Raw genomic sequence first — 14316 nt, 5'->3', positions numbered from 1 at the left:
GCGGTCTTTTTTTTATCCGGACAATGCCAGCAACACCCACATTAGAGACCCGCGACCTGACGATCCGCTTCGGCGGTCATGTCGCCGTCAATGCCGTGAGCTGCGCCTTCCAGCCCGGCACACTGACCGCCATCGTCGGCCCGAACGGTGCCGGCAAGACCACCTATTTCAACCTGATCTCCGGCCAGCTGCGCGCCACCTCCGGCCAGGTGCTGCTGCGTGGCCAGGACGTCACGGGGCTGACGGCCTCCGCCCGCACCAAGCAGGGCATGGGCCGCGCCTTCCAGCTCACCAACCTGTTTCCCAATCTGACCGTGATGGAAAACGTGCGGCTTGCCGTGCAGAGCCGCGCGGGCGCGGGGTTGCAGTTGCTGCAGCTGTGGAGTCATCGCCACGATTTGATCGAGAAGGCTGACAGTCTGCTCGACGCTGTTCGTTTACTCGACAAGCGCAATGCCACGGCCGGTGCGCTGCCGCATGGCGATCAGCGCAAGCTGGAAGTCGCGCTGCTTCTGGCGCTGGAGCCCGATATCTTCATGTTCGACGAGCCGACCGCCGGCATGTCGGTCGACGAAGTGCCGACCATTCTCGACCTCATCCACAGCATCAAGGCGCGTGGCGACAAGACCGTACTGCTGGTCGAACACAAGATGGATGTCGTGCGCAGCCTGGCCGACCGCATCATCGTGCTGCATAACGGCAGCCTGGTCGCCGATGGCGAACCCGCCGCCGTGATCGCCTCGCCGGTGGTGCAGCAGGCCTATCTCGGCCTGCCGGCCGACGGGAGTGCCGCCGCATGAGCGACAATCTGCTCAATCTCCAGGGCGTGCATACCCATATCGGCCAGTATCACATCCTGCATGGCGTCGATCTGGCGATCCCGCGCGGGCAGCTCACTATGCTGCTCGGCCGCAACGGTGCCGGCAAGACCACCACGCTGCGCACCATCATGGGCCTGTGGCAGGCGAGCCAAGGCAGCATCACCTTCGATGGTCGCGACATCACCAGACTGCCGACGCCTGAGATTGCACAGGCAGGCATCGCCTACGTGCCCGAGAATATGGCGATCTTCGCCGACCTGACCGTGCGCGAGAACCTGGTTCTCGCCGCGCGCAACGGCGATCTCGATCCGCATAGGCTGAAATGGATTTTCGGCCTGTTCCCGGCACTGGAGAAATTCTGGTCGCTGGCGGCCGGCGTGCTCTCGGGCGGGCAGAAGCAGATGCTGGCGATTGCCCGCGCCATCGTCGAGCCCCGCGACCTGCTGTTGATCGACGAACCCACGAAAGGTCTCGCGCCGGCCATCATCATGAACATGGTGCAGGCCTTCAAGGAGTTGAAATCCACCGGCGCGACCATCCTGCTGGTGGAACAGAATTTCCTTGCCGCCAAACTGCTGGGCGATCATGTCGCGGTGATGGATGACGGCCGCGTCGTGCATCGCGGCGCGATGGCCGAACTGGCCGAGGATGCCGCCTTGCAGCAGAAACTGCTGGGCCTGAGCATGGATGCGCATCAATGAGCACTGCTGCTGAAACCGCCTCTACCGTGACGCTGCCGAAAGTACGCGTCGATTACCTGCCGGTGCTGCTGGTCCCGATCCTGATGCTGGTAGCTCTGCCGCTGGTCGGCAGCTTTTCCACCTGGGTCACGCTCACCGTGGCCGCACTCGCCATGGGCATGATGATCTTCCTGATGGCCTCTGGCCTCACGCTGGTCTTCGGTCTGATGGACGTGCTGAATTTCGGCCATGGCGTGTTCATCTCTTTTGGTGCCTATGTCAGCCTGGTCGCGCTCGGGCCTTTGGCCGGCTGGGTCGAGAGCACCAATCTCTGGCTCAATGTCGGCGCGTTGCTGGCCTGCATTCTCGTTGCCATGCTGGTGACTGGTGCCCTGGGTTATGCCTTCGAGCGCGTGGTGATCCGACCGGTCTATGGCCAGCATCTCAAGCAGATTCTGATCACCATGGGCGGCATGATCGTGGCCGAACAGATGATCCATGTGATCTGGGGCGCCAGCCCGATCCCGCTGCGCCTGCCGGAAGGCCTGCGCGGCGCCATTGTGATCGGTGACGCGGCGATGGAAAAATATCGCGTGATTGCCGTGGTGCTGGGCCTGCTCGTTTTCGGAGTCATGCATCTGGTGCTGAACCGTACCAAGATCGGGCTGCTGATCCGCGCCGGTGTCGAGAATCCCGAAATGGTCGAGGCCTTGGGCTACAAGATCCGCCGGCTGTTCGTTGGTGTGTTCATTGTCGGCTCGGCGCTGGCCGGCCTCGGCGGCGTGCTCTGGGCGTTTTATCGCCAGACCCTGACCGCCGGCATGGGCATGGAAGTGAACGTGCTGATCTTCATCGTCATCATCATTGGCGGTCTGGGGTCGGTCGGCGGCTGCTTCATCGGCGCCATTCTGGTCGCGCTGGTCGCCAACTACACCGGCTTCCTGGCGCCCAAGCTGGCGCTCGGCAGCAGCATTCTTCTGATGGTGGCGATCCTGCTGTGGCGACCGCAGGGCCTCTATCCCGTGGCCAAGCGGTAAGGGGGGCGAGGCGCATGCTGCCGAATAACCCGATCCACAGCCTGCTCTCCGGCGACTATCCGCGCTCGCGCGTGCTGGGCGCCGTGCTGTCCATCGTGCTGGTCTGCCTGGCTTTCGCGCCCTTCCTGTTCCCGGGTAGCCAGCCGCTGAATGTCGCGGCCAAGATCTGCGTCTTCGTCATTCTGGTTGCCAGCTACGACCTGCTGCTCGGCTATACCGGCATCGTGTCGTTTGCCCATACGATGTTCTACGGAATCGGCGGCTATGGCGTGGCGATCGCCATGTACAATTTCAGCCCCACCTGGCCGGCACTTGGCATTGGCATTGTCGTTGCGCTGGTGCTGGCGATCCTGCTGGCGCTTCTGATCGGTCTGTTCAGCCTTCGTGTCCGCGCGATCTTCTTCGCCATGATCACGCTGGCGGTGGCCTCCGCTTTCGCCATCCTGGCCTCGCAGCTCAATGAGATTACGGGGGGAGAGGACGGCCGCAGCTACCGGATTCCGGAAATGCTGCGGCCGGCCTTCCGGCTGTTCGACGAGCCCGTCATGGGTGTGATGATCAATGGCCGAATCCTGACCTATTACCTGATCTTCCTGTCGGCGCTGCTCCTGTTCCTGCTGGCATTGCGCGTGGTCAACTCACCCTTCGGCCGCGTGCTGCAGGCGATCCGCGAGAATGACTTCCGTGCCGAAGCGCTGGGCTATCGCGTGGTGGTTTACCGCTCGGTCGCCAACTGCCTGTCGGCAGGCATGGCCACTTTGGCCGGCGTGCTGATGGCACTGTGGCTGCGCTATACCGGACCGGATACTACGCTCAGCTTCGCCATCATGATCGACATCCTCCTGATGGTGGTGATCGGCGGAATGGGCACGCTCTATGGCGCGGTGCTGGGGGCTGCGATCTTCATTCTGGCGCAGAATTACCTGCAGGTTCTGATGGGCAAGTTCAGCGGCATGCTGGAAAGCGCAGGAATCCCGCTGCTGCCCAACCTGTTCCATGCCGACCGCTGGCTGCTCTGGCTTGGCATCCTGTTCGTGCTCAGCGTCTATTTCTTCCCGGTCGGCATCGTCGGCAAACTGCGGCAGATGCGCAGATGAGCCCGGTCTCACGCTATCTCACACTGGCTGGCCGCAGCGTCCATCTGCTCGACTGGGGCAGGGCGGAGGCGCCCGCCGTGATCCTGTGGCACGGCTTCGCCCGCAATGCGCATGACTTTGACAATCTGGCCGCGGCCTTGGCCGGGCAGTATCGCCTGCTGGCGGTCGATACCATTGGCCGGGGCCTGAGCGAATGGAGCCCGGAACCAGACGCGGAATACACAGTGCCGTTCTATGCGCGCCAGGCCATCGAACTGTTCGCGCAGCTAGAGCTGACAACTGCGCGCTGGGTCGGCACCTCGATGGGCGGCCTGATCGGCATGGTGGTGGCTGCCACGGCGCTGAAGGACCGCATCAGTCATCTGGTGCTCAACGATGTCGGCCCGGCCATCGCACCCGGTGCCGTCAGCCGCATCCTCACCTACGCCGGCTCGCCGCCATCGTTTGCCAGCCTGCCGGAACTCGAGCAGTATTTCCGCACCATCTATGCGCCGTTCGGGATCAGCAGCGATGCCGGCTGGCGCAAGCTGGCCGAGACATCAGTTCGCCGTCTGCCCGACGGCCGGCTGACTCCGCATTACGATCCGCAGATCGCCGCCGTGCTGGGCCGGCAGGCAGCCGCCGCCACCGGTGACGCCTGGCCGTTGTATGACCAGATCGCGGCGAGGACGCTGCTGCTGCGCGGCGCGGTTTCCGACCTGCTGGCCGAGAACACCGCCGCCGAGATGACCCGCCGTGGCCCGAAGGCGCGCCGGATCGACATTTCGGGCGTCGGCCATGCCCCGGCGCTGGATACGCTTGAGCAGATCGCGCTGATCGCCCAGTTTCTGGCGGAATAGCAGGCATTGGAAGCCGGCGGCGACCGCCCTATAATGACGGGCATGTCCCGCCACGCCCACCAGCCACATTCTCATAGCCATGGTCACGACCACGCCGTCTGCATCGCCGATGCGCTGGCGGCGGCCGAAAGCCATTGCCATGCCACCGGCGCCAAGCTGACGCCGATCCGTCGCCGCGTGTTGGAACTGATCTGGCAGAGCCACAAGCCGGCCGGCGCCTATGATCTGCTGGCCCAGCTTGGCAGCGATGGCCAGAAGGTGGCGCCGCCCACCGTGTATCGCGCGCTGGAATTCCTGATGGAACAGGGTCTCGTGCATCGGGTTGAAAGCCTGAATGCGTTTATCGGCTGCATCGAGCCTGGCCATGCCGTGCAGCAGGAAATCTTCATCTGCCGCCAGTGCGGCGTGGCCACTGAGATCAACGATCCTGAACTCGGCACCCGTATCCAGCAGGATGCACGCGCGCTGGGTTTCCAGGTCGAACGCCAGACTATCGAAGTCGTCGGCGTCTGCCGCGACTGCCGCGCCCTCTGAAGCTAGGGCTGTAATTCAACAAAATCCCCGGTCTCTGTATTGTCATTAGGCCTCGCCGGTGTCACGGGCTAACCTGATCGCAATCGGCGGCACCGCCGGGGGAAACAATCCGGTTTTTGATCCGGCGGCCGTCACCCTTGCCAGAGGAGGGTGTCGATGGCACTTGCAAGCAGCCTGCAGCAGTTTCTGGAGCGGGAATCCGTTCCCTACAAACTTGTCGAACATCCCGGCGCAGCCACCATGCGCGAGGCGGCGCACGGCGCCGGCCTGCCGGAAGCCTGCGTGGTGAAAGCGGTTCTTCTTGAAGACGACGATGGCTTCATGCTGGCCGCCGTGCCGGCCTCCTGCGATGTTGAACTGGCCAAACTATCGAAAGCTGTGAAGCGGCCGGTCAGTCTGGCCAGTGAAAGCGACATCATGACGCTGTTCACCGATTGCGCGCGCGGCGCCTTGCCGCCGCTGGGCGATGCCTATGGCGTGGAAGTGGTGATCGACCGCCGCCTCGATACGATGGATGATCTGTACTTTGAGGGCGGCGATCATTGCACGCTGGTACACGTGAAGGGCGAGGATTTCCGCCGCCTGATGCCGGAGGCGAAGCATGCGCGGATCAGCGTTGCGCATTAACAAAAAAAGGCCCGCCTGAATGGCGGGCCTTTTCGGCTACGACTGAAGTGTCGTCAGTGCTTCTGTTTCTGGCGGTCGCCGTCGATCTCGCCCGGCTTGCGGCCTGGCTGCACAACACGGCCGTCGCCGTCAGTATCCTTGCCGACAGAACTGCCTGACTGGGCTTTGCGCTGGCGATTGCCATCGACGTCTCCGGCCTGATGACCCGGCTGAACCACCCGGCCATCACCATCGGTGTCCTTGCCGACGTCACTGCTGCGGCCAGGCATGGGCGGCTGCTTCTGCGTGTCGGCCTGTCTCGGATTGCGGTTGGGCATTACTGGCCTCCTTTTCGGGATGGGCCATATTCAACCCGCCGCAAGCGACGATGTTCCGGTTGTTTTAAGCGCAGCTTAGCTGAATTTGGGCGGACGTTTTTCGAAAAAGGCGGTCATCGCCTCGCGTGCCTCGGCTGATTTCAGCTGGCTGCGGAAATGCTCGCCTTCCTGCGCCATCTGGCCGGCCACATCGCCCTTGGTGCGTTTCAGCAGCTGCTTGGTCAGGCGCATCGCGGTCGGCGGTTTGGCGGCAAGCTTCTGCGCCACCGCAGTGGCTTCGCCCAGCAGCCTGTCGTCCGGGTAGATGGCATTGACGATGCCGTACTCTTTGGCGGTTGCCGGCGTGAAAGCCTCGCCCAGCATGAACAGTTCGGCTGCACGATGATGGCCGACCATGGCGGGCAGCAGGAGCGAAGATGCTGCCTCGGGCACCAGTGCCAGGTTGACGAAGGGCAGGGAGAGTTTCGCACTCTCGCCAGCATAGACCAGATCGCAATGCAGCAGCATCGTGGTGCCGACACCGACGGCGACGCCGCTGACCGCCGCAATCATCGGCTTCGAGGCCGTGCTGATTGCACGCAGGAAACGGAAGACCGGCGTGTTGTCGCCCTGCGGCGGATTGTTGAGGAAATCCTGCAGGTCGTTGCCCGAGGTGAAGGCGCCGCCATTGCCGGCGAACAGGATCACGCGCACGGCCGGATCGGTATCGGCAGCCTCCAGCGCATCGGCCAGCGTGGCATACATCGCCGATGTCAGCGCATTCTTCTTGTCGGGCCGGTTGAAGGTGATGGTCAGGACGCCATCGGCCTGCGCGGTGAGGATGTCGCTCATGGTGTTTGCTCCCTAGTCAGCAAAGAGCAAAATGGCATAGTCCCCGACCACCGTGAAGCCTAACGCAACGTAAGCCGTTTGCGCTGCGGCATTCTCGCGGTCAGTGAACAGAACGGCCGTCACCGCACCGGCCTTTCTGGCATGCTCCAGTGCACGTGCGACCACTGCCCTTGCGTAACGACGGCTGCGCCACTCGGGGGGTGTCCAGACATTGCCGAGCTGTACGGCATCGGGCAGGCGGGCATTGAAGCTGCAGCCTGATACCGGCCGGCCATCGTCCAGCAGCAGGAACTGGTTACCTTCGGCTATCCAGCGTTCAACGTCGCCGCGGCTTTCCCGCGACGCGGCCTGCGACGGCGTGCCTCCCAGGGTCTCCTGCATCATGGAGTCGCGCCAGCCGCACAGGAGGTCGATATCGTCAGATGTCGCCACGCGCCACGAGAGTTTCTGGGTCGGCAGCGGTTCGGGCTGCTGCAGGCCGTCCAGTGTCAGCGACATCAGGATTTCGCGCGACCGCAGTTTCAGGTGGTGGCTGCCGAGGTCCAGCGCATCCTGCGCATCAAGCGACTGCTGCCATGGACCGAGGATGCCGTTAACGCGGCGGTCGCCGGCGGCGGCACGGGCCACTGCGGCGACATGCCTTGGCGCATGCAGGATCAGATTGCCGTTCCAGTAAAACGCCGCGACGCCGACGATACGGTCCTGCTCGAAGGCAGCCGCGTAACGTCCCTGATAAGGCTGGGTGCCGTCCACGATGCCGGTGCGCAGCAGGTTGCCGCGCAGCAGCATGGTCTGCGCGACGTGTGCAGTCAGAAATGCCTGCAGCGCAGGTGCATCGGCCGGCGACAGGAGGCGGATGTCGGCCATTACCCCTGCGCCCTGTTCAGCCGATCGAAACCGGCCGTGAGGTCCGCCATCAGATCCTCGGGATCTTCCAGGCCGATATGCACACGGATCAGCGAACCATGATTCTGCCAGGGCTCGGCCGTACGCACGCCCTTGATCGCCGGCACCGAGATCAGGCTTTCGTATCCGCCCCAGGAATAGCCGATGCCGAAAAGCTCGAGATGATCGACGAACTCGGCCACCGCCGCATCGGAGTATTTCTTCTGCAGCTCGAAGGCGAAAAGTCCGCAGGCGCCGAGGAAGTCGCGTTTCCACAAGGCGTGGCCCGGATCCTGCGACAGGGCAGGGTGACGCACGCTGGTGACTTCGTCGCGGCTGCGCAGCCAGTCGGCAATCTTGATGCCGCTTTCCATATGGCGCGGAAGGCGCACGGCCATGGTGCGCAGGCCGCGCAGGCCGAGATAGACCTCGTCCGGTCCGGCATTGGCGCCGATGGCGCGCGCGGTTTCGCGCAGGTTGGGCCAGGTTTCCTTGTTGGCGATCACGATGCCCAGCATGGCGTCGGAATGGCCGACTATGTATTTCGTCGCGGCGTGAACCGACAGATCAACGCCATGACTGAAGCTCTTGAAATACAGCGACGTGCCCCAGGTGTTGTCCATCGCCAGCTTGGCGCCATGCTTGTGCGTGATCTCGGCGATCGCTGGGACATCCACCATCTCAAATGTCAGCGAGCCCGGCGATTCAATGAACACCAGAGAGGTGTTGGGGCGGAATCGCGCGGCGAAATCGGCCATGCTGATGGCGGTGGGGAAATACTCGGTCTCGACGCCCATGCGCTTGAGTACGGTGTCGCAGAAATGCCGGGTCGGGCCGTAGATGTTGTCGATGATCAGGATATGGTCGCCCGATTTTACCACGCTCAGGATGGCACCGGAGCAGGCGCCGGCGCCCGACGGATACGCCATGGCGCGATAGCCGCCTTCCAGTTCAGCCAGCGTATTCTCGAAGGCATAGGTAAGTGGTGTGCCACCGCGGCCATAGGTGGTGACCTGCTCGTCCTTCATCTTCGCCGAATAGACATCCGCCAGCGCCTTCAGACTCGGCTGCAGAATGGTCGAGGCGCGATAGACCGGGATATTGACGGCGCCGTGGTGACCTTCGGGGTCGCGGCCCAGGACGGCAAGCTTGGTTTCGTCTTTCATGGCAGGCTCCAATCTGGAGTCAGACTATTGCAAAGCCCCCCGTCAAAGAGAAGACTTGGCCCAGGAGAGTTGTGTGTTTCCCGCGCCAGCGGGAGTTTTCGGAGACCTGTAGATGACCCGCGCCGCTGCCATTCATGCCGCCACTGCCTATCTGGACGAGGGTGGTTTCCTCGCCGATCTCAGCCGCCGTGTCGCCATCCCGACCGAGAGCCAGAATCCTGACCGCGCCGGCGCGCTGGGCGATTATCTGGAAAAGGAAATGCGCGGCAGCCTGGAGGCACTCGGCTTCCAGTGCAGCGTCCATCCCAATCCCTCGCCGAAGGGCGGGCCGTTCCTGGTGGCGATCCGTCGCGAGGCAGGTGCGACCAAGACGCTATTTTCTTATGGCCATGGCGATGTGATCCGTGGCCAGGAAGCACAATGGCGCAGTGGCCTGTCGCCGTGGCAGGTGGTGCAGGAAGGCGAAAAGCTCTATGGCCGCGGCACTGCAGACAACAAGGGCCAGCACACAGTCAATATAGCGGCGCTGGCCGCTGTCCTGAAGGCGCGCAACGGCAAGCTCGGCTTCGATGTGGTGCTGCTGATCGAAACCGGCGAGGAGGTCGGCTCACCGGGTCTCGATGAGTTTTGCAGGACGCAGAAAGACGCCTGGCAGGCAAACCTCTTCCTGGCCTCCGATGGTCCGCGCCTGTCGCCGGAACGGCCGACGCTCTATTGCGGTGCGCGCGGCGCGCTGAATTTCGATCTCACCGTCAACCTGCGCGAAGGCGCGCATCATTCGGGCAACTGGGGTGGTCTGCTGGCCGATCCCGGCATCATCCTCGCGCATGCCATTGCCAGCATCGCCGGCCCGACCGGCCAGATACGTATTCCCGAATGGGTGCCGAAGGAACTGCCCGCCGGAGTGAAACGCGCACTGGCCGATTGCGAAGTCGGTGGCGGCAGCGACGGCCCCAGCATCGACACCTGGTGGGGCGAACCGGGCCTGACCCCGGCCGAGCGCGTCTATGGCTGGTGCAGTTTCGACGTGCTGGCTTTCAAGACCGGTAATCCGGAATTCCCGGTCAACGCGATCCCGGGCATCGCCACGGCGCATTGCCAGATACGTTTTGTCGTAGGGCCGGATTCAACACAGTTCCTGCCGGCGCTGCGCCGCCATCTCGACCGGCACGGTTTCCCGCAAGTGGAGGTGAAGCAGGCGCGGGCGGAGATTTTCACCGCCACGCGGCTCGACCCCGATCACCCCTATGTGAACTTTGCGCTCGCCTCGGTCGAGAAGACCATGGGGCGCAAGCCGGCGCTGCTGCCCAATCTGGGCGGCTCGCTGCCCAATGAGGTGTTCGCCGAAACGCTGGGCCTGCCCACGGTGTGGATGCCGCATTCCTACGCGGCCTGTTCGCAGCATGCACCAAACGAACACATCCTGCTGCCAGTGATGCGCGAGGGGCTGGCGATGATGGCCGGTCTGCTCTGGGATCTCGGCGAACCGAATGCCACAGTGTTTCCCTCGTAGGATAATCGCATTCACAGTTTGATGCCGTGATAGAGCAGGCATTCACACACGCCAGTGAGTTCTGGGGTGCGCTCGGTGGCCTGTTCCTGTGGTCGTTCCTCGCCTCCACGCTGGTGCCGATCTCGTCCGAAGTGGCGCTGTCAGCGGCGCATGCCGTGGCGGCGGCGCCCCCGCTAATTCTGTTTGCGGTCGCGACAAGCGGCAATGTGTGCGGTGCACTCGTGAACTGGCTGCTGGGCGTCTGGTGCCTGCGTTTTCAGCACAGACGCTGGTTTCCGGTCACACCCGTGCAGATGCAGAAGGCCCGGGATCGTTTCGCCCGGTGGGGGGGCTGGATCCTGCTTTTCTCATGGATTCCGCTGGTCGGCGACCCTCTGACCTTCGCAGCCGGGGCACTGCGATACCCACTGGCCCGATTTTTGATAGTGGTTACTATCGGCAAGGCGGCCCGGTATGCGGCCGTCCTGTGGATAACTGAGCTTGTCTTGCCGATTTTTACAGCGTCGTGATAATTTTAGTCAGTTCTGCCCAAGGCGGAACCAGTCACAACAGGGAAGGGTAATACCAATGAAACTTCTTGCAACGGCCGCTGCCGCAGCGGCGCTCGTGTTCGTCGCACAGGGCGCTCAGGCTGGCGCCACCTTCGACGCCGTGAAGTCCAAGGGCTTTGTTCAGTGCGGCATGAATGGCAGCGTCGGTGGTTTCGGCGCGCCGGACGCCAAGGGCGAAATGAAGGGCCTCGATGTTGATCTCTGCCGCGCTGTCGCCGCGGCGATGTTCGGCGATGCCAACAAGGTCAAGCACACCCCGCTGACGGCGCAGCAGCGTTTCACCGCCCTGCAGTCGGGTGAAGTCGATATGCTCGCCCGCAACACCACGCAGACCCTGACCCGCGATGCATCGCTGGGCCTGATCGGCGCTGGCGTGAACTACTATGACGGCCAGGGCTTCATCGTGACCAAGAAGCTCGGCGTGAAGAGCGCCAAGGAACTGAACGGCGCTACCGTCTGCGTCCAGCCCGGCACCACCACCGAGTTGAACCTCGCTGACTACTTCCGCGCCAACAAGCTGACCTTCAAGCCGGTCGTGATCGAGAAGCTCGACGAAGTCGTGGGCGCTTATGCCTCCGGCCGTTGCGACGTCTACACCACTGACGTCTCGGGTCTCGCCTCAACGCGCGCCACCCAGCTGCCGAACCCGGATGACCATGTCATCCTGCCGGAAGTGATCTCGAAGGAGCCGCTCGGCCCGCTGGTTCGCCAGGGTGACGACACCTGGCTGGTCGTGGTCCGCTGGGCGCTGAACGCCATGGTCGAAGCCGAAGAATACGGCATCACCTCGGCGAACGTCGACGAGATGCTCAAGAGCGACAACCCGAACGTCAAGCGCATCCTGGGCGTTACCCCGGGCGGCGGCAAGGCGCTCGGCCTTGACGAGAAGTGGGCCTACAACATCATCAAGCAGGTCGGTAACTACGGCGAAAGCTTCGACCGCAACGTCGGCAAGGGCAGCCCGCTCAAGCTGGATCGCGGCGTGAACGCGCTGTGGAATGCCGGTGGTCTGATGTACGCCTGGCCGATCCGCTAAGTGTAAAGCAGGGCAGGCGGCGTACAGGGCGCCGCCTGCCCATCGCTTCTCTACGCGTATTCAGTTTCTCTTAGCCATGGGGGGCACATGGCAGATCCAAGAGTAAACGGCGGGCAATCCGCACCGCCGCGACGTCTGAGTTGGAATGATCCGGACGTCCGTTCTGTCGTCTACCAGGTTGTCGCGGTTGCGCTGGTGGGCATCATCGGTTGGTTCCTCGTCAGCAACACGCTGCACAATCTTTCCATCCGCAATATTTCAACCGGTTTCCATTTCCTGGGCCGTGAGGCTGGATTCGCCATCGGTGAATCGCCGATTGCCTACGGGCCGGAAAACACATACTCCCGCGCCATTCTGGTCGGCATCCTCAACACCATCCGCATTGCGGTGATCGGCGTCATCCTCGCCACCATCATCGGCACTGTCATCGGCATCGCGCGCCTGTCGAAGAACTGGCTCGTCGCCAAGCTCTCGATGATCTACGTCGAGGTGATCCGCAACGTGCCGCTGCTGCTGCAGCTATTCTTCTGGTACGCCATCATCACCGAAATGCTCCCTGGCCCGCGCCAGGCCCTCAACGTGATGCCGGGCGTGTTCATGTCGAACCGCGGCATCAAGGTGCCGGCGCCGACCGAGCATTTCGCCTTCGACCTCGCAGCCATCGGATTCCTGCTGGCCTTCGTGCTGATCTTCATCATGGTCAATCTGGCCAAGAAGCGGCAGGACGCCACCGGCAAGGCCTTCCCAGTCTATCGCGGCGGCATTCTGCTGCTGGTCGGCATGCCGCTGCTCGGCTGGCTGATCGGCGGCGCGCCGTGGGAACTCGATGTGCCGAAGCTGCAGGGCTTCAACTTCGTCGGCGGCGCGACGCTGACGCCGGAATTTGCCGCCTTGCTCTTTGGCCTGGTGCTCTACACGGCGGGCTTCATCGCCGAGGTGGTGCGTTCGGGCATCCAGGCGGTGAATTACGGCCAGTGGGAAGCGGCGAGCGCGATTGGGCTGTCCCGCAGCCAGACGCTGCGTCTGATCGTGCTGCCGCAGTCGCTGCGCGTGATCATCCCGCCGATGACCAGCCAGTACCTGAACCTGACCAAGAACAGCTCGCTGGCGGTGGCGATCGGTTATCCCGATATCGTCTCGATTGCCAACACGACGCTGAACCAGACCGGTCAGGCCATCGAAGGCATCATGATCATCATGGCGGTGTATCTCAGCATCAGCCTGTCGATCTCCGTCTTCATGAACTGGTACAACAAGCATATTGCGCTGGTGGAGCGGTAAGATGACGACAGCGACCGAATCTCTGCCGCCGCCGACCGCCACATCCGGGCCGATTGCCTGGATGCGGGAACGGCTGTTCTCCTCACCGCTCAACATCATCCTCACCGTCCTGGCAGTGTGGCTGGTTCTGATGAGCCTGCCGCCCTTCATCGAATGGGCGCTGATCAAGGCCAACTTCACGGCCAATACATCTCAGGAATGCCGCGCCGGCGGCGGGGCCTGCTGGGCCTTTATCGGGCAGAAATACCGCCTGATGCTGTTTGGCCTGTATCCGTATGACGAGCAGTGGCGGCCGCTGATCGCGGCCATCATCATGATCGGCATGATCATCGCCAGCGGCATGCAGCGCTTCTGGAATATGAGCCTGCCCATTATCTGGGTTGGCGGCCTGATTGCCGTCGCTGTCCTGATGTGGGGCGGGATTTTTGGCTTGCGCTATGTCGAGGATACGCAGTGGGGTGGCCTGCCGCTCACGCTGATCTTATCCACATTCGGCATCGCGCTGGCATTCCCGTTCGGTGTGCTGCTGGCGCTGGGCCGGCGTTCGAGAATGCCGGCGATCAAGACGCTCTGCGTGCTCTATATCGAACTGATCCGCGGCGTGCCGCTGATCTCGATGCTGTTCATGTCATCGGTGATGCTGCCGCTGTTCCTGCCGGAAGGCTTCAGCATCGACAAGCTGCTGCGCGCCCAGATCGCCATCATCATGTTCGCCGCCGCCTATCTGGCGGAAGTAGTACGCGGCGGCCTGCAGGCGATTCCGAAGGGGCAATACGAAGGCGCCGATTCTCTCGGTCTGTCCTACGCGCAGAAGATGGGCTTTGTCGTTCTGCCGCAGGCACTGAAGATCGTGATCCCGCCGCTTTGCAGCCTGTTCATCGCGGTGTTCAAGGACACCTCGCTGGTCGTCATCATCGGCATTTATGACCTGATGCAGTCGACCAAGGTGGCGCTCACCGATTCCGCATGGCGCGGTTTCTCGATCGAGGCCTATGTCTTCGTTTCGGCGATCTACTTCATCTTCTGTTACGGCATGTCAAAATACAGCCAGAATCTCGAAGTTCGTCTGGCAACCGGACACAAGCGCTAAGGGGGCCTGGC

General features: G+C 62.9%; 16 protein-coding genes. 12 read left to right on the top strand and 4 right to left on the bottom strand.

Annotated features, from left to right (window positions below; genetic code table 11):
- Positions 1-23: 23 nt before the first annotated feature.
- The 7 genes from FNB15_RS18085 to FNB15_RS18055 all read left to right on the top strand — a co-directional run bounded on the left by FNB15_RS18085 (position 24) and on the right by FNB15_RS18055 (position 5635).
- The gene (locus FNB15_RS18085) at positions 24-800 is read left to right on the top strand and encodes an ABC transporter ATP-binding protein (RefSeq protein WP_144258057.1); all 777 of its coding nucleotides are present in this window, start codon (positions 24-26) and stop codon (positions 798-800) included.
- On the top strand, positions 797-1522 hold the full coding sequence (locus tag FNB15_RS18080; protein ID WP_144258056.1) for an ABC transporter ATP-binding protein: 726 nt from the start codon (positions 797-799) through the stop codon (positions 1520-1522). The genes FNB15_RS18085 and FNB15_RS18080 overlap by 4 nt, the downstream gene beginning before the upstream one ends.
- A complete protein-coding gene (locus FNB15_RS18075; protein WP_144258055.1) occupies positions 1519-2538 on the top strand; it encodes a branched-chain amino acid ABC transporter permease in 1020 nt (339 codons plus the stop codon). The genes FNB15_RS18080 and FNB15_RS18075 overlap by 4 nt, the downstream gene beginning before the upstream one ends.
- 14 nt (positions 2539-2552) lie before the next feature.
- Positions 2553-3635, top strand: coding sequence for a branched-chain amino acid ABC transporter permease (locus tag FNB15_RS18070; protein ID WP_144258054.1), 1083 nt, complete (start codon positions 2553-2555; stop codon positions 3633-3635).
- Positions 3632-4474, top strand: a complete 843-nt coding sequence (locus FNB15_RS18065; RefSeq protein WP_144258053.1) for an alpha/beta fold hydrolase — start codon at positions 3632-3634, stop codon at positions 4472-4474. Before FNB15_RS18070 ends, FNB15_RS18065 begins: the two co-directional genes overlap by 4 nt.
- A gap of 42 nt (positions 4475-4516) precedes the next feature.
- On the top strand, positions 4517-5008 hold the full coding sequence (locus tag FNB15_RS18060) for a Fur family transcriptional regulator (protein ID WP_144258052.1): 492 nt from the start codon (positions 4517-4519) through the stop codon (positions 5006-5008).
- 156 nt (positions 5009-5164) lie between these two features.
- Positions 5165-5635 carry an aminoacyl-tRNA deacylase gene (locus tag FNB15_RS18055; protein ID WP_144258051.1) on the top strand — a complete coding sequence of 157 codons (471 nt, stop codon included), beginning with the start codon at positions 5165-5167 and terminating at the stop codon, positions 5633-5635.
- 53 nt (positions 5636-5688) lie between these two features.
- Here FNB15_RS18055 and FNB15_RS18050 read toward each other — a convergent pair whose 3' ends face one another.
- From FNB15_RS18050 to metC, 4 genes are all read right to left on the bottom strand, one after another.
- A complete protein-coding gene (locus tag FNB15_RS18050; RefSeq protein WP_144258050.1) occupies positions 5689-5952 on the bottom strand; it encodes a hypothetical protein in 264 nt (87 codons plus the stop codon).
- Positions 5953-6027: 75 nt separating this feature from the next.
- Positions 6028-6783, bottom strand: coding sequence for an enoyl-CoA hydratase (locus tag FNB15_RS18045; RefSeq protein WP_144258049.1), 756 nt, complete (start codon positions 6781-6783; stop codon positions 6028-6030).
- Between the two features lie 12 nt (positions 6784-6795).
- Positions 6796-7650, bottom strand: a complete 855-nt coding sequence (locus FNB15_RS18040) for a GNAT family N-acetyltransferase (RefSeq protein WP_144258048.1) — start codon at positions 7648-7650, stop codon at positions 6796-6798.
- Positions 7650-8834: a cystathionine beta-lyase gene (gene metC, locus FNB15_RS18035; RefSeq protein WP_144258047.1), complete on the bottom strand. Its 1185-nt coding sequence runs from the start codon at positions 8832-8834 to the stop codon at positions 7650-7652. Before metC ends, FNB15_RS18040 begins: the two co-directional genes overlap by 1 nt.
- A 112-nt stretch (positions 8835-8946) precedes the next feature.
- On the opposite strand from metC, the gene FNB15_RS18030 reads away from it, so the two are divergent.
- The 5 genes from FNB15_RS18030 (at position 8947) to FNB15_RS18010 (ending at position 14305) form a co-directional block, all read left to right on the top strand.
- Complete coding sequence (locus FNB15_RS18030) at positions 8947-10347, top strand: M20 family metallopeptidase (RefSeq protein WP_144258046.1); 1401 nt, start codon at positions 8947-8949, stop codon at positions 10345-10347.
- 26 nt (positions 10348-10373) lie between these two features.
- The gene (locus tag FNB15_RS18025) at positions 10374-10856 is read left to right on the top strand and encodes a YqaA family protein (RefSeq protein WP_246068725.1); all 483 of its coding nucleotides are present in this window, start codon (positions 10374-10376) and stop codon (positions 10854-10856) included.
- A 58-nt stretch (positions 10857-10914) separates the two neighbouring features.
- Complete coding sequence (locus tag FNB15_RS18020; RefSeq protein WP_144258045.1) at positions 10915-11934, top strand: amino acid ABC transporter substrate-binding protein; 1020 nt, start codon at positions 10915-10917, stop codon at positions 11932-11934.
- A gap of 87 nt (positions 11935-12021) precedes the next feature.
- Positions 12022-13215 carry an amino acid ABC transporter permease gene (locus tag FNB15_RS18015; protein WP_144258044.1) on the top strand — a complete coding sequence of 398 codons (1194 nt, stop codon included), beginning with the start codon at positions 12022-12024 and terminating at the stop codon, positions 13213-13215.
- A gap of 1 nt (position 13216) precedes the next feature.
- The gene (locus FNB15_RS18010; RefSeq protein ID WP_144258043.1) at positions 13217-14305 is read left to right on the top strand and encodes an amino acid ABC transporter permease; all 1089 of its coding nucleotides are present in this window, start codon (positions 13217-13219) and stop codon (positions 14303-14305) included.
- The last annotated feature ends 11 nt before the right edge of the window (positions 14306-14316 follow it).

Source organism: Ferrovibrio terrae (assembly GCF_007197755.1).
Taxonomy (GTDB): domain Bacteria; phylum Pseudomonadota; class Alphaproteobacteria; order Ferrovibrionales; family Ferrovibrionaceae; genus Ferrovibrio; species Ferrovibrio terrae.
This window is presented reverse-complemented; position numbering and strand designations above follow the sequence as displayed.